Source organism: Neobacillus vireti, from assembly GCF_036962465.1.
GTDB classification, from domain to species: Bacteria; Bacillota; Bacilli; order Bacillales; family Cytobacillaceae; genus Neobacillus; species Neobacillus vireti_B.
The window spans coordinates 12,735-34,333 of sequence record NZ_JBALNF010000018.1 but is presented as its reverse complement, the minus strand read 5'-3'; the positions used below and the strand labels follow the sequence as shown (position 1 = coordinate 34,333).

The window sequence follows — 21,599 nt, the reverse complement described above, 5'->3', positions numbered from 1 at the left end:
GTCAGTTTTTGTACACCTTTAACCTGAATAGTTTGGTTATCCTTGGTTATTTCACCGCCAAATTGTCGAATCATACGTTCTGTATGATCACGAGTCTCAGCAGGTTCAATAATGGTACTGACCCCATCTGCCTGTAATCCGGCAAGGATTAGTGCAGATTTAACCTGGGCACTGGCCACTGGAAGTTCATATTGAATAGGCTGCAATTGCCCTCCACGGATAGAAATCGGAGTAAAGTCACCGTTTTTTCGGCCATCCAGTTTAGCACCCATTTGCGTCAATGGAACCGTTACCCTTGTCATGGGCCGCTTACCAATCGAAGCATCGCCCACTAAAGATGAGAAAAATGGTCTGCCTGACAAGATCCCCATTAATAAACGGATAGTTGTCCCGGAATTCCCAACATCTAAAACCTCAGAAGGTTCTGTTAATCCATCAAAGCCTTTTCCATAAATTCGAAGCTCATCATTAGATTCCTCAATCGTTACACCAAGCTTTCGAAAGCATGAGATTGTACTTAAACAATCATCACCTGGCAAAAAATTAGTTACCCTTGTTTCGCCATGGGCGATAGAACCAAACATGACAGAGCGATGTGATATAGATTTATCACCAGGGATTGTTATTTCACCAACTAATCGATTAATGTTGGTCTTTAGTTTTAATGTTTCCATCAAAAATCACCTTTCATAATATTTTACCGGTTAAGTACCCACTGAAGTTGCGTAGTTGGAATAACTTCCTATACATCGCTCAGCTCTTTGACGATCCTCTTCTGTCTGAAAACTGATAACTAAAACTCCAATAATATCCTCGCGCGTTTCTAAAATACGAATATTTGTGATGCTAATGTGTTCCTTGGCTAGATATCCAGTTATTTCTGAGATCACCCCAGGATAATCCGGAATATCCACATACAAGTCATAAAATGAAGGAATAGCCCCTTTTTCTTTCTGGGGAAGCCCATCGCGAAACTGCTTTGCCTGGTTAAAATAATTATATATAGCAGTACTGTTTTCTTGTTCTAACAGTGTTTTGACCTCATTCATTTCTGAAAGCCATTGGTTAAGTAATTCAATTAATATTTCACGGTTGTGAAGCAGGATATCTTTCCACATTTTAGGACTGCTGGAAGCAATCCTTGTAATATCACGAAAACCTCCCGCAGCAAGGCGGGGGATTAGACTTTCTGATTCGGAAAGTCTTTCGGTTTGCCGAACAATTGATGCAGCGATAATATGCGGAAAATGGCTGACGATCCCTGTAAGATAATCATGTGTTTCCGGAGTAATCGTTAAGAATTTAGCATGTGTCCCCATTAACCACTCTTTTAGAGTATCCACCTTAGCGTTTTCAATATGGTCCTCAGGTGTTAACAAATAAAAGGCATTTTCAAATAATATTTCCTTTGCAGCTGATACTCCGCTTTTATGTGAGCCAGCCATAGGATGACCGCCAATAAAAGTAAACCCACGTTTTGTTAAACATAGACTACTTTCAACAATTTTCCCCTTCGTACTACCTGTGTCAGTTACGATTACTTCTGGATTAAGTGGAAGCTCTGAGAGAAGTTGAATGATTTCTTTTGTTTCATTAACTGGCGCAGCAATAATAATTAAATCGGCACCAAGCGCTCCATCCTGTATACTATCTGCTATTTCATCAATGACACCAAGCATACTAGCTAGCCTTGCCTGTTCGCTGTTAATATCGAATCCTACAATTTTCGAATCAAAATGTTCCTTCTTAATACATAACGCCAAGGATCCACCTATTAATCCTAAGCCAATGACAAAAACCCGGCCTCTCAATGTCCATCCCCCTATTTAGAGAAAACTGATTTTCTAGTTTGTCCTAAGAAATTCACTTAGTACCTTTAAAACACCATCGTTTTGTTCTTGGGAGCCCACCGTTATTCTTACTGAGGTTGGGAAGCCCAGTGCTTTTCCGGAACGGACAATAAATCCTCTCTCTTGTAAATAATGAAAAATCTTATCTCCGTCTACTTTAAAGTCTATTAAGATAAAGTTGGTCTGGGTAGGATAATATTCTAGATTATGCTGTTCGCAAAATTGATAAAATTGTGCAATTCCTTGCCTGTTCTTTTCTTTACAATCTTCGACAAATTGCTGATCTTGAATTGCCGCACTTGCAGCTAGCTGACCTAAAGAATTTACGTTAAATGGCTCCCTAGCAGGTTCTAAGGCCTTGATAATTGCTGGATTAGCTACTCCATAACCAATCCTTAAGGCTGCTAAACCATAAATTTTTGAAAACGTTCGCAGTACGATTAGGTTATCGAACTTACGGGTCAAACTAATAGAATTATAATAATCCTCGGCTACTACGTACTCGTAGTAAGCCTCGTCAAGAACTACAAGAATGTGTGGCGGAACCTTTTCAAGGAATGCGATTAATTTATTCTCCGAAACATATGTACCAGTAGGATTATTAGGGCTGCACACCCAAATGACATTAGTCTGGTCATCAATTGCCTCTAACATAGAGTCTAAGTCATGTTCTCCGTTTACAAGAGGGATTTCCTTAATAATGGCTCCTTCAATTACCGCATTGTGCTTATACTGCGAAAAGGTCGGGTGAGCCATTACTGTACTGGCATTTGGATGTAAGAGAGCCCTTGAGATCATTTGAATTAAATTATCGGAGCCATTTCCTAAAATGAGCTCGTTCTCTTCAACCTCCAAAAAAGATGCAAGTGTTTCTCTTAAATTTGTCGCATAGCCATCCGGATAAATTGCCAGACTCGTTGAATTTGAATTTAGTGCTGAATGAACTGAATCTGAACACCCAAAGGGGTTTTCATTGGAGGCTAATTTTACAATCTTTTCAAGATTAAATTGTTTCTTCACTGCATCAATTGACTTCCCTGGTTGATATGGAGTCAGTGTTAATAACTGTTCTTTCCATCTCATATTCTCCACCCCGTTCACTTAAAAAAGTATTATTAATTTTATAATGCCACGCTGTTGTTTAAATCAGGCCTTAACACTTGCGCATCATTTAGATAAACATGGACAATTTTTTCCTGTGGAACACTTGTATTGACGTGCATCATTACTCTAACACACATTTTCAAGGAGTTAGGAACAGGCATTTCTCGCATACACATTACTGGTACATAGGTCCAACCTTGGAATTTCCGCAATGCCTTAGCCGGAAACGCAGCATCAACATCTTCTGTTGTTGAAACTAATACAGATGCAACAAAATCAGGCTGAATTTGATTTACTTCAATTAATTTAGCAAAAAGTTCCTCTGTCGCAGCAATAATAGCTTCTTCAGAATTAGCAGTAACCGTCGTGGCACCCCTCACACCTCTGATCATAAAACATTCTCCCTTATATTAAAATCTTGTCAGCTCTTGCCATAATACCTCTTCTGATACTTCCTGGAGTAAAGGCTGCCCCACTTGTTCAAGTAAAACAAAACGAATTGCATCCCCAACAGATTTTTTATCTTGCCTCATTTTCGCTATCAAGCTGTCAAAGGATAATTGTTTGGGTATTGAGGTTTCATAGCCCAACTCTGTAACCCAATCTATAAATTCATGAATATCGAACGTTAAACCTAATAAGTTATTACTTAATTTCAAGGCAAAAATCGTCCCAATCATTACTGCTTCACCATGGGTGAAATTTCCATAACCCATTTCTGCTTCGATTGCATGTCCTAGGGTATGACCTAAATTCAAGAAAGCACGGACTCCTGTTTCTTTTTCATCCTGTGATACGAATTTGTTTTTAATCTTAATTCCTTGAACAAGTGAAGCCGATAATTGCTCTTTAGTAAGCGTATTTAAATCATGAATATTTAACTTTAACCAATCATAAAAATGGGAATCAGCAATAAGGGCATGTTTAATAACCTCTGCAAACCCTGAACGAATTTCCTGAATAGGAAGCGTATTTAATAATTCAAGATCATAAAATACAGCTTCCGGCTGATAAAAAGCACCAATCATATTCTTCCCTAAAGGATGATTGATGGCAACTTTCCCGCCAACAGCACTATCATGTGCAAGAATGGTGGTTGGAACTTGAATAAAAGGGATCCCTCGCATAAACGAAGCTGCCACAAATCCTGTTAAATCTCCGACTGCCCCTCCTCCTAGGGAAAGAACAACCGATTTACGATCCAAATGACTAGCTAGAGCAGTTGTAAGGGCCTCATAATATACCTCAAAGGTCTTTGCTTTTTCGCCTGATGGAGCTGTAAAAACAACTGGTTCCAACGGTTTTAGTCCTTGAAGTAATTTATCAAGATGAAGCTTGGCAACTGTTTCATCGGTAATGATTAGTATTTTGGTTAAGTTAGGAAAATGGTTTGCCAGGAATGCGCGAAGCTCTTTTCTCATCCCTTCTCCTACAAAAACAGGATATTGTTTGGATTCTGTTAGGATTTGAATCGTCTCCATTAAAATTCCCTCGCATATTCCCTATGTCTATTAATTTCATCGACAAGTGTATCAAAACGGTCACTATTAAACTGTTCGATCAATGCGTTGGCAAGTTCCCATGCTACTACTTGCTCGGCAACAACAGCCGCCGCAGGAACTGCACAACTGTCGGATCGCTCAACACTTGCTGCAAATGGCTCCTTTGTTTCAATATCGACGCTCATCAATGGTTTATATAGTGTTGGAATAGGTTTCATGACGCCTCTCACTACAAGTGGCATCCCGGTCGTCATACCGCCTTCCACTCCACCCAAACGATTGGTCTTACGATAATAGCCCTTCTCATCATCCCATGCTATTTCATCATGTACCTGACTTCCTGGTAATCTTGCGGCTTCGAAGCCAATACCTATTTCAACGCCTTTAAACGCGTTTATACTCATTATTGCGGCTGCTAACTTCCCATCGATTTTCCGATCATAGTGAACATAACTTCCAATCCCTGGAGGCATCCCTGTTGCTATGACCTCGACAACTCCGCCAATCGAATCACCATTTTTCTTGGCTTCGTCAATAGCAGACATCATTGCTTGCTCAACTGTAGGATCTGCCACACGAACTGGAGATAATTCTGTTACTTCTTTTAAAGTTTCAATTGAAAGATTAGGATCAACATTTGCCTTCACTCCGCCGATTTCGACAACATGCGCGACGATTTCCACACCAACTAATGAAAGCAGCTTCTTTGCTACAGCCCCAGCTGCAACTCTGACTGTTGTCTCTCTGGCTGAAGAACGCTCTAGTACATTTCTCATATCGCGGTGGCCATATTTAATGGCTCCATTTAGGTCAGCATGGCCAGGCCGTGCTCTTGTGACCTTCCGCTTTACTTCATCCTCCTGGCCTTCCTCTAAGGCCTCAATACCCATTATCTTAGTCCAATGCTTCCAATCATTGTTCTTTACCACAAGGGCTATCGGTGATCCAAGTGTTTGTCCATGACGAACTCCTGAAACAATTTCTGCAGTATCCTTTTCTATTTGCATACGTCTTCCACGGCCATAGCCTTTTTGCCGTCTGGCTAATTCATTATTTATATCTGAAGCTTCAATCGGCATGCCTGCCGGTAAGCCCTCTAAAATTGTCGTTAGCTGCGGCCCATGGGATTCTCCTGCTGTTAAATATCTCATTCCCATTGCTCTTTCCCCCTTCAACTCATTAAAGAATTATGTATCAATATAACATATTGAGCAAAATAAACATAGTATAACTATTCAGAAAATAAGGAAGAAATTTTTGTAACCGGATACAAAAAAAGGCACTTGTACATGATGAATACAAGTGCCTTTCCCATTAATTAATAGATCCACTCATTTACTAATTTAGAATAATCAACTAATTCGATTTCTTTAAAGAATAAGCCAATTTCTCGTTCCGCACTAGCAGGTGAATCAGACCCGTGAATGATATTTTTACCAACTGTAAGGCCAAAATCTCCCCGAATCGTTCCTGGCGCAGCGTCCTTAGGATTAGTAGACCCCATCATTTGACGAGCCGAGGAAATCACATTTTCCCCTTGCCAAACCATCGCAAATACAGGTCCGGATGTAATGAAGTCCACTAATTCCCCAAAAAATGGACGATCTTTATGCTCACCATAATGTTGTTGAGCCAGCTCGGTTGGAATTGTCATTAATTTTGCCCCTACTAATTGGAAGCCTTTCTTTTCAAAACGAGCCACAATTTCCCCAATAAGGTTACGCTGAACACCGTCAGGCTTGACCATTAAAAATGTCTTTTCCATGTAATCCCACTCCCAAAGAATATTATGTATATTGATTGTTAGCTTGAACAATCCATGAAAATGTTATCATTTTTTTGAATTTTTAGCAAGATGGTGTCGGCAGAGAAATTAGAACTTTCGTCTGCCTATATATTTAGCAATATCTCTTAGTGTTTTTTTGGTCTTATTTTCTGGTAATTCCTCTAGAACAGCTAATGCTTTATCTAAGTAATGATCACTTAAAACAAAGGATTTTTCAATGGCACCTGATTTTTTGATTAAGGAAATAATTCTTCCAATTTCATTAGGCTCCATATTTTCATGAACCTTTTCAATTTCTCTACGTATTACGGGATCGTTCATAGCAAATAAGGCAGGTGCAGTAATGTTCCCTTGGAGAAGATCGCTGCCAGCCGGCTTTCCTAGTTCCTTTTCAGTCGAGGTAAAATCTAAAATATCATCAATGATCTGATAGGACATGCCAACATAATAACCAAATCGGAATAGTTTCTTATGATCATCTTCCTCTACACCTGCAGCAACAGCTCCTAATTGGCAGCTTACTGCAATTAACAAAGCGGTCTTCCTTTTAATTCTTCTAAGATAATCCTTCAGGTTTTGATTAAAGCGGTACTTATCTTTTATTTGTTGAATTTCCCCAACCGTTACCTCGACAATGGTGTTGGCCAAAATCTTATGAGCTTCAGAGCTTTTAATATTTGTCATCAATTCAAGAGCAAGAGCAAATACAAAGTCACCTGTGTACATAGCTATTTTGTTGTCCCATTTGGATTTGACAGTTGGCTGCCCCCGGCGCAGATCGGCATCGTCGATGACATCATCATGAACAAGCGAGGCCATATGAATTAACTCTAATGCAACAGCTACATTTTTCAGGACATGGATATCATAATGTCCAAATTTACCTGCAAGTAAAACAAAAACAGGACGAATTCGTTTTCCTCCGGCTTGTAATGTATGCATAGAAGCCTGTTTCAAAAGAAGAGACTCCGGTTGGATGGTCTCTTCAAGTTCTTTTTCTATTATGTTAATATCCGAATTCAAAAATGAATACATCATTTTTAATTTCATTTGTATTCACCCTGCTTTTCATCCTGTCTTCATTTTTGACGAATTAAAGTTTTTTACCTATATGAACAGCAGCAGCGCCGCCACTATATGATTTATATTTCACTTCTTTAAGACCCGCCGTTTCAAACAACCTGGCAAGCTCTCTCATCCCTGGAAAATCACGGGCTGATTCATGAAGCCACGCATATTCCCGATAGCTTTTCGCCAGCATTTTTCCAAACAGCGGCATGATAAAACGAAAGTAAAAATAATAAAGCTGTTTATAGCCAAATAGGGTAGGCTGTGACGTTTCCAAGCACACAGCTATTCCGCCTGGTTTTAGAACCCGATGCATTTCCTTTAATACCTGCAGGTAATCAGGTACATTCCTTAAGCCAAATCCAATTGTAACATAATCAAAGCTGTTATCAGGGAATGGTAGTTCCATTGCATTTCCATGAATTAATGTCACCTGGTCAAGCCCTAGTTCCTTAACTTTTTCTATCCCTACATTTAACATGTTTTGGCTAAAATCGAGACCTGTAACTTTTCCGGTCGGGCCAACTGCTTCCGCTAAAGCAATAGTCCAATCAGCCGTACCGCAGCAGACATCGAGAGCCTTTGAACCAGGTTGAACATTCATTCTCCTCATGGTATCCTTCCGCCACTTGATGTGTTGCTGAAAACTAATAACCGAATTCATTTTGTCATAGTTATCAGATATCTTTTCAAACACATTGTGAACGCGCTGTTCTTTCGATTGCTGCATGTTTTACCCTTCTTCCACAAAAGTTTTTGCATATGGATGGTACTGACCCAATAACACTCTGACCCTTTTTGCAAGGAAATCATTCATGTAAGGAAGTTGTTTTTCAACAGCATGTTTGGACCGTGCTAAATATTCGTCACAAGTCTGTATTAAACGCTGTTGTTGTTGTTCTGTTAAATTTTCCGATGTTGCACCTGAGAAAAGGATTTTCTTCAGAGCTTGAAATAAAAAAGAGCATCCTGATTGAAAATATTGGTTTCTCTCATTTAGTAACCTTTTAAATAAAAACAGCTCACTAAGAAACTCATTCCAAACCTCAACTTTAAAATAATCAGCAACCTTAATCAGTAAAGAACTTTCGATTCTTTTCATACTAGACATTAAACTCTCTATGCCATCCAGGTCATTTTTATTGTAGACAAGAATCTTATTTTCGTTTACTTCTTTTACCCCTGCAGATAGACATTTTATCATGTTAATATCTTCTGCATCTGCAAGAAATTTATAGTATAGTCCGCTAAAATAGTCTCCAGCAAGTACTGTTAGTTGTCGTTTTTTCTCGTCTATGGCAGTACTTGATATATAATCATGGGTGTCAAGGGCAATTTGAATTAGCATGGTTGACAATGTATAATTTTGAATCTGATTAAAAGACAGTTCTAGTGGTTCCATTAAAGAGACGAGGACTAACAGCTTTTCCTCATCAATTTTTGGGGGTTCTATATATTCAAGCAAGTAAGAATCAAAAACCCTCTTTTCGACCTGCTCTTTAATCGTTGTATATTTTTGTCGAATGTCATGCACTGTCATCACCCTTGCTTCCCCGATGTATTCACTTTATGTATTTTATATTGTCTATTTTCACGAAGATTTCATGCCTCTTAAAGGGAAAATTCCTGTTTTCTTAATAAAATAAGGCAGACACAATTATAACATAAAAGGTCTGCTGTGGGCAGGATTTCACAAAATAATCACTTACCATACTATGTCCCAAGTTATTTCTTCATTTCACTCTCAACTTCACCAAATTGAGTGAGAATTTTAGCGTTACCACGAATTTTAATGGCAGAGGTATGCTCGGTAAATTGGGCAATGAGAACTTCCCCTTTATCAAGCTTTTCCGAATGATGGAATCTTGTATCCGAACCTCTTGTTAAACCGATTACACTGACACCGTCATCTTCAGCTTTAATCACAACATAGTCACTATTTTGTGGATTACGCTTTTCCAATTTGATCACTCCATATGCCAAGAAATAAATTACTCTTAATATTTAATTAAAGATAAAACCTCTGATCGTGCCACTGAGTCTTCTGCAAGAACTCCTCTAACAGCTGTTGTAACCGTTTTGGAACCAGGCTTTTTTACGCCGCGCATCGTCATACACATATGCTCAGCTTCCACAACAACCATTACACCTTTAGGATCAAGTTTTTCCATCATACTATCTGCTATAGTGGATGTAATCCGTTCCTGCAGCTGCGGCCTTTTAGCAACAGCTTCGACAGCCCGCGCTAATTTACTAAGTCCCGTAACACGGCCATTCTGTGGAATATAAGCAACATGAGCTTTTCCAAAGAAAGGGACTAAATGATGTTCACACATTGAGTAGAATGGAATATCTTTCACTAATACAAGTTCTTCGTGATCTTCACTAAAAATAGTTTCAAAGTGCTGCTTCGGATCTTCCTTTAATCCGCTGAATACTTCTTCATACATTTTTGCTACTCTCTTTGGTGTATCAAGAAGTCCTTCACGATTTGGATCTTCACCAATTGCCTCTAATATTAAACGTACCGCCTCTTCTATTTGGGTACGATTGATTTCCGACATACCGATTTCCTCCTAAAGTATATCTTTTAAGTATAAACAACAACTACATATTAGCACAATCATTTCCCTGCAAGCAAAAAAAATAGATACTCCCCATATGTTAACTTTAAGATAGAAAAAAGGCCATGGAATTATCCATGACCTTTTTGCCTAAGCTACCCGCTTTAAGCAATCATTTATGTAATTACTTAACTGCATCTTTAAGTGCCTTACCTGGTTTGAAAGCTGGTACCTTGCTAGCAGCGATTTCGATTTCATCACCTGTTTGTGGGTTACGACCTTTACGGGCAGCACGCTCACGTACTTCAAAGTTACCAAAACCAATTAGTTGTACCTTATCACCATTCTTTAAAGCATCTAAAATCGCATCAAAAACAGCATCAACTGCCTTTGTAGCGTCCTTTTTTGAAAGCTCGCTAGCTTCAGCAACTGCGTTAATAAGTTCTGTCTTGTTCATGCCATTCACCTCCTCCCGAAGAAATTATCAAGATTCGTAAATAAGATTACTTATCTACATTTCTAAACAATTTTTCTAATTTCTATACGTCATAGCAAGGTTTTATTACCAAAGTAATCCATTTTGACTACTTTAGAGACCTTAAGTCTATTTTTTTAATAAAAACCCAATAATATAAAGGGTTTAAGGACTATAACGTAATTCTGTTAAAAGATTATCATAATCATTTCCGCATATCAAGAAGATTTCATGAAATTATGGTAATCTTTTCTTTGGTTTATCAAGATTCTTCTATATTTAACCTAAATTTTGTCATAATTAGCTGAAATAAAAAAAAGGACTCCAGTTCGGAGCCCCAAAATTAGAGGATAATCGCGATTAATCCGCCTGAACCCTCGTTAATAATTCTTTCTAATGTTTCTTTTAACTTATATCTGGCATTTTCAGGCATCAAGGACAATTTAGCTTGAATCCCCTCTCTTACAATAGAACTTAAAGATCGCCCGAAGATGTCGGAATTCCAAATCGATAATGGGTCATCCTCGAAATCCTGCATTAGGTAACGGACTAATTCTTCACTTTGTTTTTCCGTTCCAATAATCGGGGCAAATTCTGATTCAACATCAACTTTGATCATATGAATGGATGGAGCGACTGCTCTAAGTCTGACGCCGAATCTAGCACCTTGACGGATGATTTCAGGTTCTTCAAGACTCATATCTGAAAGTGTAGGTGAGGCGATTCCATAGCCTGTTTGTTTAACCATTTTTAAAGCATCGGAGATATGGTCATATTCTGCTTTTGCATGGGCAAAATCCTGCATTAATTCAAGGAGATGATCCTTGCCTCTGATTTCTACTCCGACTATTTCTTTTAAAATATCATCATATAATTCATCAGGAGCGATTAAATCAATCTCCGCTACACCAGAACCCATCTCAATACCGGCTAATCCGGCTTTTTCGATGAATTCAAAGTCACTAAACTGTTGAACAACACGATCTACATCTCGTAATCTCTTTATATCTTTAACTGTTTCTTTCACAGCATCTTGATAGCTTTCACGCAGCCAGTGGTTCTCTCTAAGTACCATTACCCAGCTTGGCAGGTTTACATTGACTTCAAGTACCGGGAACTCGTAAAGGGCCTCACGAAGGACATTGTATACATCACTGTCACGCATGCTTTCTACACTCATTGCAATAACAGGAATATCATATTTCTCTGCTAAGCTTGATCTTAATGTTTCTGTGCTAGGGTGGTATGGCTGAGCGCTATTGACCACCATAATAAATGGTTTGCCCACTTCCTTCAGTTCGTTTATGACTCTTTCTTCGGCTTCAATATAGTTACTTCTAGGGATTTCGCCAATTGTTCCATCCGTTGTAACTACTACCCCAATCGTTGAATGTTCCTGGATTACTTTTCTTGTGCCAATTTCTGCCGCTTCATGGAATGGAATAGGTTCCTCATACCATGGCGTATTAATCATTCTAGGCCCGTTTTCATCTTCATATCCTTTAGCACCTGGGACTGTGTATCCCACACAATCCACAAGCCTGATATTAACATTAAGTCCCTCATCAACATGTACAGTAGCGGCCTGATTTGGGACAAATTTCGGTTCAGTTGTCATGATGGTTTTACCAGCTGCACTTTGGGGAAGCTCATCCTGTGCGCGGGACCTCTCCGCTTCACTGTTTATATTTGGTAAGACAACAAGCTCCATGAACTTTTTAATAAATGTTGATTTGCCTGTTCGTACTGCTCCGACTACTCCCAGATAAATATCACCGCCTGTTCTCTCGGCAATATCCTTAAAAATATCAACCTTTTCCAAGTGATCCCCTCCCGATCATAGAGTAAAGTGGGATAATAACATCCATTTTAGGTATTTTTGGACAGTATATATTTATGACGTTGTCCTATCTTGTTATGACACTTTTCTAAAATTTTTTACCCCCTTGTTAATATTTCTTATGATGTAATGATATCTGTTTTCGCTGAACTTTTAGTTGTATGGAGGGTTTCTAACTATGGTTAATGACACGGCAATAATAGTTGGATCTATCCTGCCATTAAATGATTAAGCATAAAAAAACCCTTCTCCTACAATATATTTCATAGGAAAAGGGTTATGACAAAAATTAAAGGAAAGGACGTTCTCTAGGAGTAGAGAGGAGGACCTAATTATATTCTTATTTTTCTAAAAAAATAGGTTCCTTTGTCTTAGAATCAATGGTATAGGGAAGGGAATAAGCAGGAACAAACATGGAATCATCCACTAAAATAGAGCGGATATCCTCGCCAGGTTTCGGCTCCTTACTTGTCTTTTTTAAAACTTGATAAAGGTCGGGCCGATAATCAACGTAAACCTCAGCATCACCTGTTATGACAAAAGAAAGGTTTTGATTTGTAAATGGACTAACCACGTATGGAGCTTTCTTAAATCCAAGCTTAGAATAGTCAAGTGAATAAACATTTTTGGCCAATTGCGATTTATAAGGTGGATAACCATTTGTTCTTATCCTTAAATTAATATCACGAATCGTTTCCGCCATCCGTAAATCCAACAATTTAACCGTAGGATTTGTCTCCTCATTTACCAGTACATATTGAAATATACCACCGCTTTCATAAGCATTTCCAGGTGGTTCTGCTATATACTTGGGGGCAATTTTCTTAAAATCTATAGGATACTTTTGATAAATCGGTGTTTCAGCTTCCTTTGTTTTTATAGGCAGAATTCCGCCATTATCTTTTTGGAAGTCATCCACTGCCGATTGAACAGCCTTGATTTGATCTTTATAAGGTACCTGGTTTTGCGTTAATTCCTCTTTCGGATACATGCAGCCTGCTAATATGACTGCCGTAATCATGAGTGTGCTAAACAGCATTATTCTTTTCATAAAATCACCTTTTGATTTATGTATGGTCGAAAATTCAAGTCAAAAAAACAATCAGTAAGGTTATTCCGGCAACAATCATAAACAAATAAGCAATGATAGCAGTTAGAATTCGAAATACTCCTTGTAACTTATACCGGCTCAAATAAATCGTAACAATCGCAAGAAACATAAGAGCCATACCTGCAATGGATATCCACATCTTTATCATGGCTGGCGACAATTTTATTCCCCCTTTTTCGAAGATTAATTATAACATAGCTATTATTATAAAAAAATTTTTTAGAACAAAAGCGCAAGCGCCCGTTTAGCGGCGTATGGCCTGGAGCGCTTTGACTGAGATAAAGGAAACACGGAGCTCAAGTCGATTCGATGTTGACTTATCGTAGGGATAAGAGCGAAGGACACTAGCCGTTGGGCGCTGGGAGCTGGACGTGTATATACCTGTAAAAAGTTATTTAAAATTACTAAATCTATAATATCCTAGAACATAAAAAAACTGAAGTAAAGAGGGGCGAGTTCTTTACTTCAGCCAATTTTGGACTAAATAACCCATTCTCCAGCGTCTACTACCAGGTTGCTTCGTTGCATTGTATGCAACCTAGAGAAAAAACGCATCAGAAGATTGCCTAATTTCTTAATAAAAAAGCACTTTTTTAATCTTCAAGGGATTTTTCCTCAAGAACATTAACTAAATCTTCCATTTCATGGGTCCTGCCGCGCGTCATTAAAACATCAACTGCATCCTTCGCATTTTTGCCATTAAACAAAACATTATACAGGACAGATGTAATTGGCATGTTAACATTATACTTTTGTGCAAGCTGATTCGCCGCTTTCGTGGTTCTTACACCTTCGACCACCATTCCCATATTATCGAGAACCTCAGTTAACGTTTTTCCCTTACCTAGCAAATTTCCTGCCTTCCAGTTTCTTGAATGGACACTTGTGCAGGTAACAATCAGGTCTCCTATTCCCGCTAACCCGGAGAACGTTAATGGATTGGCACCCATTTTTGTTCCAAGCCGGGCTATTTCCGCTAATCCCCGCGTCATTAAAGCTGCCTTAGCATTATCACCGTATCCAAGTCCATCTGTAATACCTGCCGCCAAGGCTATAATGTTCTTTAAGGCGCCGCCAATTTCCACTCCAATGACATCTGAATTGGTATATACACGGAAATTTTGATTGATAAATAGATCCTGTATATGTTCAGCTGCTTCCATATTTTCCGATGAAACTGTAACGGTTGTAGGGTGTCTAAGACTGACTTCTTCCGCATGACTAGGTCCTGAAAGAACCACGACATCCTTTAGAAGTTCTTTTGGCATTTCTTCTTTTATGATTTCGGTTATTCGCAGCAGAGTATTAGGCTCTATCCCTTTACTCACATGCGTAATTGTCAATGGTGCATTCTGAACCGCCCGAATATTGCCTAGCACTTCCCGAATGGCTTTTGTCGGAACAGCCAAGATAATGTTTTCCACTCCCATTAATGCATCATTTAACGAAGCATAACCGACAATTAATTCTGGCAGTTTGATATCAGGCAAATATTTTTTATTCGTATGGAATTGATTTATTTCCCTTACCTGACTCTCATTATGACTCCATAAACGTACTTCATGACCGTTGTCTGCAAGTACCATCGCGAGGGCTGTTCCCCAGCTTCCTGCACCAATAACAGTTACGGCTGTTTTGCTATCCTCCCGCATAACCCTTCACCCGCCTTTATTATTTTCTTTCTCGAGCATAAATCTTGATTGGCGTCCCCTCAAATCCAAATGCGTCCCTTATCCTGTTTTCAAGGAAGCGTTCATAGGAAAAATGCATTAATTCAGGTTCATTCACAAAAACAACAAAAGTTGGTGGTTTGACAGCCACTTGGGTAGCATAATAAATTTTTAATCTTCTACCCTTGTCTGTCGGAGTTGGATTCATTGCGACCGCATCCATAATGACGTCATTTAACACGCTTGTTTCAACCCGCATCGAATGGTTATCACTTGCCGTATTGATCATTGGTATAAGAGTATGAATACGTTTTTTCGTTTTTGCCGACAGGAAAACAATTGGAGCATAGCTAAGAAATAAGAAATGTTCTCTTATTTTTTGTTCCAATTCTTTCATTGTTTTCTCGTCTTTTTCAACCGCATCCCATTTATTCACCACAATCACGACAGCTCGTCCTGCCTCATGGGCGTAACCGGCTATTTTCTTATCCTGCTCAATAATTCCTTCTTCAGCATTAATAACCACTAAAACGACATCAGAACGTTCTATCGCCCTTAATGCACGCAACACACTATACTTTTCTGTAGTTTCATACACTTTTCCTCTTTTTCTAATTCCAGCTGTATCAATAATGACATATCTTTGGCCGTTATAAGTATATGGGGAATCGACTGCATCTCGGGTGGTACCGGCAATATTGCTGACTATGACACGATCTTCTCCTAATATTGCATTTACGAGGGATGACTTTCCGACATTTGGTCGTCCAATCAAGGAAAACTTGACCACATCTTCATCATATTCTATTGGCTTTGATTTTGGGAAATATTTAGCTGCCTCATCTAATAAATCACCAAGGCCAAGTCCGTGAGACCCTGACACTGGGATTGGCTCACCAAAACCTAATGAATAAAAATCATAAAGTAACTCTCTCATTTCAGGGTTATCGATCTTATTTACACCTAATACGATTGGCTTTTTGGACTTATAGAGGATTTTTGCTACTTCTTCATCCGCTGCTGTTACCCCTTCACGACCATTTGTTAAAAAGATAATGACATCAGCTTCATCAATTGCAACCTCCGCCTGCTGACGAATCTGCTCTAAAAATGGCTCATCTCCAATATCAATTCCACCCGTATCGATCACATTAAAATCATGTGTTAACCATTCACCTGAACTATAAATTCGATCTCTAGTAACTCCCGGTACATCTTCAACAATGGAAACTCGTTCACCCACAATCCTATTAAAAATGGTGGATTTTCCAACGTTTGGTCTTCCTACAATGGCAATAACAGGTTTAACCATCTTAATCGCCATCCTTTCTAATATATTTCACAATAGTGTTATTAGTTAGCATTATTCAAATTGAAAGTTCTTACGTAAGTAAGGCGGACAAAAGCCTTAAGTAAAGAAACCCTTCTGTTAACTAGAAGGGCCTAACTTCAATTATTTTAACAATGTTAGTCCTTTCCTGCAATGGTAAGGATTCTCCAAGCTGCCATTTAGGATGATTTTTGTTTTCCTTTTTCAAAAAAATGATAGTGTGTTTGAAAAAACGTTCCTGCATTTTCGATCGCACTCCAGGCAACCAGTAAAGCAGAAATTAACGCACATGCATCTAGATATTCAAGCCCGCCTATTTCATATGGAAAAGGAAATTTATTTAAGGTATAGGCATAAAGAAACTCCCCTTGCATGGTTCCGCAAATTGCAATCAGTAATCTCCCTTTTAAGCTTTTTTGCAGCAGGATGGCAAGGTATCCAAAACCAATTCCCATCATCCATTCCTTTTTAAAAATAATCCATACTGGATCAAAAATTTCAAACAAATGGAACGCCACATATCCAATTGATACAATCAATGAACAAATATAGAAATAAAGGATTGCTCCCCGTTTTTCCTGGCTTAAGAAAAGATAACACATTAATAATAAAAATAATCCACTGGCATGAATGTCATACTCCCCGAGTTTAAATTGATGGTTGGATAATAGGATTACGATTAAAATAATGGCAGATAGTTTTCGCCGATACGGGTTTTTCTTATCTGTCAGAAAAGTAAGGTAAACCCAAAACGACCAATAAATCCAATAAAACATCATACCTTCCATGCATACACCTCCTATTATTTTCATTATTGGTAAACTTTATGTACTTTCATACTTTCTTGAATAATATTTCAGAGGTGAATCATCTTATAAAGAGGAGGTGTGGAAAATGGGAAAAGACCGCCAAGAAAAAAAGCTTAAAGCTAGTAGAAGAGTGGAGTCAGATCGTGACCAGGCATTACACTATGCTGGGTCTACCAAATTATCAGGTCCTGAAGAAGCAAGGGACTTAAACGATGGTAAATATGATGAATAAATAGTAAAAGCTCCCGCGCATGCGGGAGCTTTATTTAATCTTTCGCTGACTAAATTGCTTTGTATCGATTCCTCTTTGCGTTAACCAGTGATAGGTCTCACCTGATATAATTACGGGCGCATGTTTTAAGTCTGAAATAGACTTTGCACCTAATGCAGTCATTATCATTGTTAATTCCGAATGAAGAGTGTTAATCTCTTCGATTAAAGCATCGAGACCATCCTGAACAAGTATTTGTAAGAAGAAGCCTGCTAGACCAATCGCACTTGCACCAATTGCTAAACCTTTTGCAATATCTATGCTTGAGGAAAAACCTCCAGATCCTATAATCGGGATATTATTAGGTATACTGGCTGCCTCAAGGATTGAAATAGGTGTAGAGATTCCCCAGTTATTGAAAAACGGAAGAGATTGTTTCCTGCGCTTATTTTCTATTTCAGCAAAGTTTGTGCCTCCGGAACCTCCTACATCAACAATTGCTGCACCTGCCGAAATCAGAGACTCAACCGTTTCCTTAGACATACCAAAGCCGACTTCCTTTACGATAACCGGTACGTCTACCCCATTGGCAATCTCTGTGATTCTGTTTAGAGAACCGAAAAAATCCCGATCCCCCTCAGGCATCGTTAATTCTTGAATCACATTTAAATGAATTTGTAAGGCATTGGCTCCAATCATATCAATGGCCAATTTAGCATTTTCAACGGTCGCTTCACTGCCTAAATTAGCGATAACAATCCCAGTTGGATTCTCTTTCCGGACAATTTCATATGTATATCTTTCTGTTTGATCTTTGATAGCAGACATTTGTGAGCCGACTGCCATAGCCACTCCGGTATGCTTTGCAGCGATTGCCAGCTGCTTATTAATTTGATAGGTTTTTTCTCCGCCGCCGCCCGTCATTGCATTGATAAAAATTGGCGAACTTAAAGAAAGTTCGCCAATTAAATAATTTAATCGAACATCGGACACATTGATATTCGGTAAGCTTTGGTGAATAAATTTGATATCGTCGAAAACTGTAGAACGGTTTTGCCTATTTTCCAAGGCAAAGCGAATATGATCCCATTTTCGTTCAGATCTTGACACTTACATCACCATTATTTTCCTAGATTCTTTAATTTATCTCCAATCATTTCTCCAAGCTGGAACCCTTTAGACTCTTCAGGAAGCTCGTAATCAAAGTTTTCCTCTACTTCTTTTTCAAGCAATTCCTTTATGCTTAAGGATAAACGCTGATCCTGCTCATTTACTTCAAGAACCTTTACATTTACTTCTTGACCTTCTTTTAAAACTTCATGCGGGGTTCCGATATGTTTATGAGCTATTTGAGAGATATGAACAAGTCCTTCTACACCAGGAAATACTTCTACAAATGCTCCGTAAGAAACTAATCTTTTAACCGTTCCGCTTAAAATACTACCTTTCGGAGCTTTTTCAGAGATATTGCTCCAAGGTCCTGCAAGAGTTTCTTTGATCGATAATGAAATTCGCTCACTATCACGGTCAACACTTAATACTTTTACTTTCACTTGCTGTCCTTCATGCACAACATCAGATGGTTTATTAACATGTTCATATGAAAGTTGTGAAATATGAACTAGGCCATCAATTCCACCGATATCGACAAAGGCGCCAAAATCAGTAATTCTTTGCACAGTTCCCTCAATAACCTGACCCACTTCTAGAGCATCAAGACGGTTTTGTTTTTGCTTTCCTTTTTCTTGTTCTACAACTGCACGATGGGAGAGAATTAAACGATTTTTTTCCTTATCAAGCTCAACAATTTTAAAAGAAAGCGTACGGCCTTTGTAATCACTGAAATCCTCTACAAAATGAGCCTCTACCAGGGAAGCAGGAACAAATCCACGAACGCCAAGGTCTACAACTAATCCGCCTTTAACAACATCTTTAACCTCTGTTTCAAAGATCTCTCCAGACTGGAATTTTTCCTCCAAGCTTTCCCAAGCTTTCTCTGCATCCACTTTCCGCTTAGATAATACTAGTGCATCTTCTTCTACCTTTGTTACTTCTAATTCCAGTTCATCGCCTTCAGCAACAGCATCAGATGCCTTTTCAATATGAAGGCTTGAAAGTTCACTGATAGGGATAATTCCATCCAGCTTACTGCCAGGAATATTCACAAGCACCTGTTTTTCCTCAACTTTAGTAACTTGTCCAGTTACTTTATCCCCGATTTCAAAGTTTTTCACTTCTACTTGATTTAATTCTTCCGACATATGTATTCCTCCTTATTCCATTTACTCTTAAAAATCTATATATGATTTGGTGAAAAGCACATTGTTCACCACATATAAAATAAAACAAAACCAATAGAATTTTCAAAAAAAATCTCTTTTTATTAACTTCTTACAAATAGCCTTTTTTGTCAAGCAGAAGCTATTTATGCTCTTTTATAAGTTTATCGATTTCTGCCATAATTAATTCAGTTACCTGCTCAGCCGAAGCTTTTGTTTGTCTCATTTCAGTCATATCAATTGGTTTACCATAAACCATTTTTAATTTTTTTAGACTTTTATACGGACCAATAACCGCACAAGGTACAACTTGAGCTTCCGTTCTTAATGCAAAAAATCCTGCTCCTGAAAGCCCTTTTCCTAGTTCCCCGGTTTTGCTTCTGGTCCCTTCTGGAAAGAGTCCAAATACATGCCCGTCCTTTAAAAGCTTTAATCCTGTCCTTAGCGCCTCTCGGTCACTGAATCCTCTTTTCACAGGGAATGCATTACATTTTCTTACGATTTCTCCCAATACAGGGACCTGAAAAAGCTCATCTTTAGCCATATAATGTACGGGACGGGGACACATAATTCCGACAACGATTGGGTCTATTACAGAGATATGGTTGGAGCATAAAAGCACTCCACCCTCTTTCGGGATATTTTCTACCCCTATTGCTTGTATTCGATACCACGGTTTAAAAATGGTATAAACCACTGATTTGGCAAACCCATAAAACGTCATACTCAACCAATCCTTTCATTCACCAGTGCCATTATTTTTTCGACAACATCAGGAATGGTCAAAGAGGTTGTGTCGATTTCTATTGCATCACTTGCCTTTTTTAAAGGAGCTACTGCTCTTTCCGAGTCAATTTTATCCCGCTGGGCAATCTCTTCTTTTAATTTTTCTAAATCAGAAGGAAAGCCCTTCTCTAAGTTTTCAGCATGCCTTCTTTCAGCTCTCTCTTCAACACTGGCGAGCAAAAATACTTTTACTTCAGCATTTGGTAAAACATGCGTACCGATGTCTCTACCATCCATCACCACTCCGCCTTCTGTGGCGAATGCCTGCTGTCTCTTCACCATTTCTTCACGAACTTTCGGCTGCCTTGCCACGTAGGACACAGAATTAGTTACTTCCGATGTACGAATTAAATCAGTAACATCACAGCTGTCAAGTATAACCAATTGTCCTGTATCGGAAGGCTTTAGTTCAATAACTGTCGATAAGAGCGTGTCCAATAACGATGCTTCATCTTCCAAATCAAGTTGATTGTTGATTGCTTTATATGTCAATGCTCTGTACATCGCACCAGTATCAATATAAATATAAGATAGTCTTTCTGCCACAATTTTTGCTACTGTACTTTTCCCGGCTGCGGCAGGGCCGTCAATTGCAATTGATATTTTATTTTCCATAAATCCTCCTAAAAGCTCTCATGATCGTCTTATCTACCTTATTTATTTTACCACAAGATAAAGATATGCCTCTTTTTTTTAGCAATTAAATAAAAGAAAAATGCTGAAATAAACCTAATTTCATTAGTCCAATGGTACTAAACTCAATAATAAAAATAGGAAAGTATAAACCTTCCAACAAAGAGGAAGCATTTATACTTTCCTATTTTTTTTGATAACAATATGCTTAGGTTATGGGTATTTCCCCTGAAAGGTTTGCAGAATTTCAGTTATTGTATTCTCACTTACCCCTTCGTATTTTGTTATATGTTTAATCTGCGGAAAGATATCTAACTGATGAAGCAGTAATTGTGATAAAAATAAAAAGATAAATTGGACAATCACTAATTTAATTAAAATTCTCTCTACTGTTTTCATGCCCATCACTCCAAAAACTATATGTTATTAGTATTGGAGCAGCCTGCCGATTTTATTCTTTACTTATAATTATGGACTGAATTAAACTAGTCTGTTGATTTCCGCTCTAGGCGCGGGCGGTACAGGGAGCCTCCTCGTCGCTTCGCTCCTGCGGAGTCACCCTGCCCCGTACTCCCGCAGGA

Annotated in this window: 25 protein-coding genes; 1 reads left to right on the top strand and 24 read right to left on the bottom strand. The window is 38.6% G+C overall.

Annotation, left to right across the window (positions count from 1 at the left end; translation table 11 throughout):
* The 19 genes from V7077_RS08400 to V7077_RS08310 all read right to left on the bottom strand — a co-directional run.
* The coding region (locus V7077_RS08400; RefSeq protein WP_335500343.1) for a 3-phosphoshikimate 1-carboxyvinyltransferase at positions 1 to 674 on the bottom strand (674 nt) is incomplete at its 3' end.
* A gap of 30 nt (positions 675 to 704) precedes the next feature.
* Positions 705 to 1,811: a prephenate dehydrogenase gene (locus V7077_RS08395; protein WP_335500341.1), complete on the bottom strand. Its 1,107-nt coding sequence runs from the start codon at positions 1,809 to 1,811 to the stop codon at positions 705 to 707.
* A gap of 33 nt (positions 1,812 to 1,844) precedes the next feature.
* Positions 1,845 to 2,933 (bottom strand): histidinol-phosphate transaminase, encoded by a 1,089-nt coding sequence (gene hisC / locus V7077_RS08390; RefSeq protein WP_335500339.1) that lies wholly within the window; start codon positions 2,931 to 2,933, stop codon positions 1,845 to 1,847.
* Positions 2,934 to 2,971: 38 nt separating this feature from the next.
* Positions 2,972 to 3,346 (bottom strand): chorismate mutase, encoded by a 375-nt coding sequence (aroH, locus tag V7077_RS08385; protein ID WP_335500337.1) that lies wholly within the window; start codon positions 3,344 to 3,346, stop codon positions 2,972 to 2,974.
* Positions 3,347 to 3,364: 18 nt separating this feature from the next.
* A complete protein-coding gene (gene aroB / locus V7077_RS08380; RefSeq protein WP_335500335.1) occupies positions 3,365 to 4,435 on the bottom strand; it encodes a 3-dehydroquinate synthase in 1,071 nt (356 codons plus the stop codon).
* Positions 4,435 to 5,607 (bottom strand): chorismate synthase, encoded by a 1,173-nt coding sequence (aroC, locus tag V7077_RS08375; protein WP_335500349.1) that lies wholly within the window; start codon positions 5,605 to 5,607, stop codon positions 4,435 to 4,437. The genes aroB and aroC overlap by 1 nt, the downstream gene beginning before the upstream one ends.
* Before the next feature lie 167 nt (positions 5,608 to 5,774).
* The gene (gene ndk, locus V7077_RS08370; protein WP_335500333.1) at positions 5,775 to 6,221 is read right to left on the bottom strand and encodes a nucleoside-diphosphate kinase; all 447 of its coding nucleotides are present in this window, start codon (positions 6,219 to 6,221) and stop codon (positions 5,775 to 5,777) included.
* A gap of 108 nt (positions 6,222 to 6,329) precedes the next feature.
* Positions 6,330 to 7,292, bottom strand: a complete 963-nt coding sequence (gene hepT, locus V7077_RS08365) for a heptaprenyl diphosphate synthase component II (protein ID WP_335500331.1) — start codon at positions 7,290 to 7,292, stop codon at positions 6,330 to 6,332.
* A gap of 43 nt (positions 7,293 to 7,335) precedes the next feature.
* Positions 7,336 to 8,040: a demethylmenaquinone methyltransferase gene (locus tag V7077_RS08360; protein WP_335500329.1), complete on the bottom strand. Its 705-nt coding sequence runs from the start codon at positions 8,038 to 8,040 to the stop codon at positions 7,336 to 7,338.
* A 3-nt stretch (positions 8,041 to 8,043) separates the two neighbouring features.
* The gene (locus V7077_RS08355) at positions 8,044 to 8,850 is read right to left on the bottom strand and encodes a heptaprenyl diphosphate synthase component 1 (protein WP_335500326.1); all 807 of its coding nucleotides are present in this window, start codon (positions 8,848 to 8,850) and stop codon (positions 8,044 to 8,046) included.
* 185 nt (positions 8,851 to 9,035) lie between these two features.
* Positions 9,036 to 9,272 carry a trp RNA-binding attenuation protein MtrB gene (mtrB, locus tag V7077_RS08350; protein WP_235740280.1) on the bottom strand — a complete coding sequence of 79 codons (237 nt, stop codon included), beginning with the start codon at positions 9,270 to 9,272 and terminating at the stop codon, positions 9,036 to 9,038.
* Between the two features lie 35 nt (positions 9,273 to 9,307).
* Positions 9,308 to 9,874, bottom strand: coding sequence for a GTP cyclohydrolase I FolE (gene folE / locus V7077_RS08345; protein WP_335500323.1), 567 nt, complete (start codon positions 9,872 to 9,874; stop codon positions 9,308 to 9,310).
* Positions 9,875 to 10,058: 184 nt separating this feature from the next.
* Positions 10,059 to 10,331: an HU family DNA-binding protein gene (locus V7077_RS08340; protein ID WP_007084878.1), complete on the bottom strand. Its 273-nt coding sequence runs from the start codon at positions 10,329 to 10,331 to the stop codon at positions 10,059 to 10,061.
* Positions 10,332 to 10,692: 361 nt separating this feature from the next.
* Positions 10,693 to 12,171, bottom strand: a complete 1,479-nt coding sequence (gene spoIVA, locus V7077_RS08335) for a stage IV sporulation protein A (protein WP_335500322.1) — start codon at positions 12,169 to 12,171, stop codon at positions 10,693 to 10,695.
* A gap of 358 nt (positions 12,172 to 12,529) precedes the next feature.
* The gene (locus V7077_RS08330) at positions 12,530 to 13,240 is read right to left on the bottom strand and encodes a hypothetical protein (protein WP_335500320.1); all 711 of its coding nucleotides are present in this window, start codon (positions 13,238 to 13,240) and stop codon (positions 12,530 to 12,532) included.
* A gap of 34 nt (positions 13,241 to 13,274) precedes the next feature.
* On the bottom strand, positions 13,275 to 13,460 hold the full coding sequence (locus V7077_RS08325; protein WP_215043149.1) for a DUF2768 domain-containing protein: 186 nt from the start codon (positions 13,458 to 13,460) through the stop codon (positions 13,275 to 13,277).
* 433 nt (positions 13,461 to 13,893) lie between these two features.
* On the bottom strand, positions 13,894 to 14,952 hold the full coding sequence (locus V7077_RS08320) for an NAD(P)H-dependent glycerol-3-phosphate dehydrogenase (protein ID WP_335500317.1): 1,059 nt from the start codon (positions 14,950 to 14,952) through the stop codon (positions 13,894 to 13,896).
* Positions 14,953 to 14,971: 19 nt separating this feature from the next.
* Positions 14,972 to 16,282, bottom strand: a complete 1,311-nt coding sequence (gene der / locus V7077_RS08315) for a ribosome biogenesis GTPase Der (protein WP_335500315.1) — start codon at positions 16,280 to 16,282, stop codon at positions 14,972 to 14,974.
* A 197-nt stretch (positions 16,283 to 16,479) separates the two neighbouring features.
* Positions 16,480 to 17,088 carry a YphA family membrane protein gene (locus tag V7077_RS08310; protein ID WP_335500313.1) on the bottom strand — a complete coding sequence of 203 codons (609 nt, stop codon included), beginning with the start codon at positions 17,086 to 17,088 and terminating at the stop codon, positions 16,480 to 16,482.
* A gap of 106 nt (positions 17,089 to 17,194) precedes the next feature.
* Here V7077_RS08310 and V7077_RS08305 point away from each other — a divergent pair, with 106 nt between their 5' ends.
* Positions 17,195 to 17,341 (top strand): YpzI family protein, encoded by a 147-nt coding sequence (locus V7077_RS08305; RefSeq protein ID WP_235740286.1) that lies wholly within the window; start codon positions 17,195 to 17,197, stop codon positions 17,339 to 17,341.
* A gap of 30 nt (positions 17,342 to 17,371) precedes the next feature.
* On the opposite strand, the gene fni is transcribed toward V7077_RS08305, so the two are convergent.
* From fni to V7077_RS08280, 5 genes are all read right to left on the bottom strand, one after another.
* On the bottom strand, positions 17,372 to 18,430 hold the full coding sequence (fni, locus tag V7077_RS08300; RefSeq protein WP_335500310.1) for a type 2 isopentenyl-diphosphate Delta-isomerase: 1,059 nt from the start codon (positions 18,428 to 18,430) through the stop codon (positions 17,372 to 17,374).
* An 11-nt stretch (positions 18,431 to 18,441) separates the two neighbouring features.
* Complete coding sequence (rpsA, locus tag V7077_RS08295) at positions 18,442 to 19,581, bottom strand: 30S ribosomal protein S1 (RefSeq protein ID WP_335500308.1); 1,140 nt, start codon at positions 19,579 to 19,581, stop codon at positions 18,442 to 18,444.
* Positions 19,582 to 19,741: 160 nt separating this feature from the next.
* Positions 19,742 to 20,323 (bottom strand): lysophospholipid acyltransferase family protein, encoded by a 582-nt coding sequence (locus tag V7077_RS08290; RefSeq protein WP_335500306.1) that lies wholly within the window; start codon positions 20,321 to 20,323, stop codon positions 19,742 to 19,744.
* 2 nt (positions 20,324 to 20,325) lie between these two features.
* Positions 20,326 to 21,000, bottom strand: a complete 675-nt coding sequence (cmk, locus tag V7077_RS08285) for a (d)CMP kinase (RefSeq protein WP_335500304.1) — start codon at positions 20,998 to 21,000, stop codon at positions 20,326 to 20,328.
* Between the two features lie 231 nt (positions 21,001 to 21,231).
* Complete coding sequence (locus tag V7077_RS08280) at positions 21,232 to 21,417, bottom strand: YpfB family protein (protein WP_335500302.1); 186 nt, start codon at positions 21,415 to 21,417, stop codon at positions 21,232 to 21,234.
* Positions 21,418 to 21,599 lie beyond the last annotated feature (182 nt).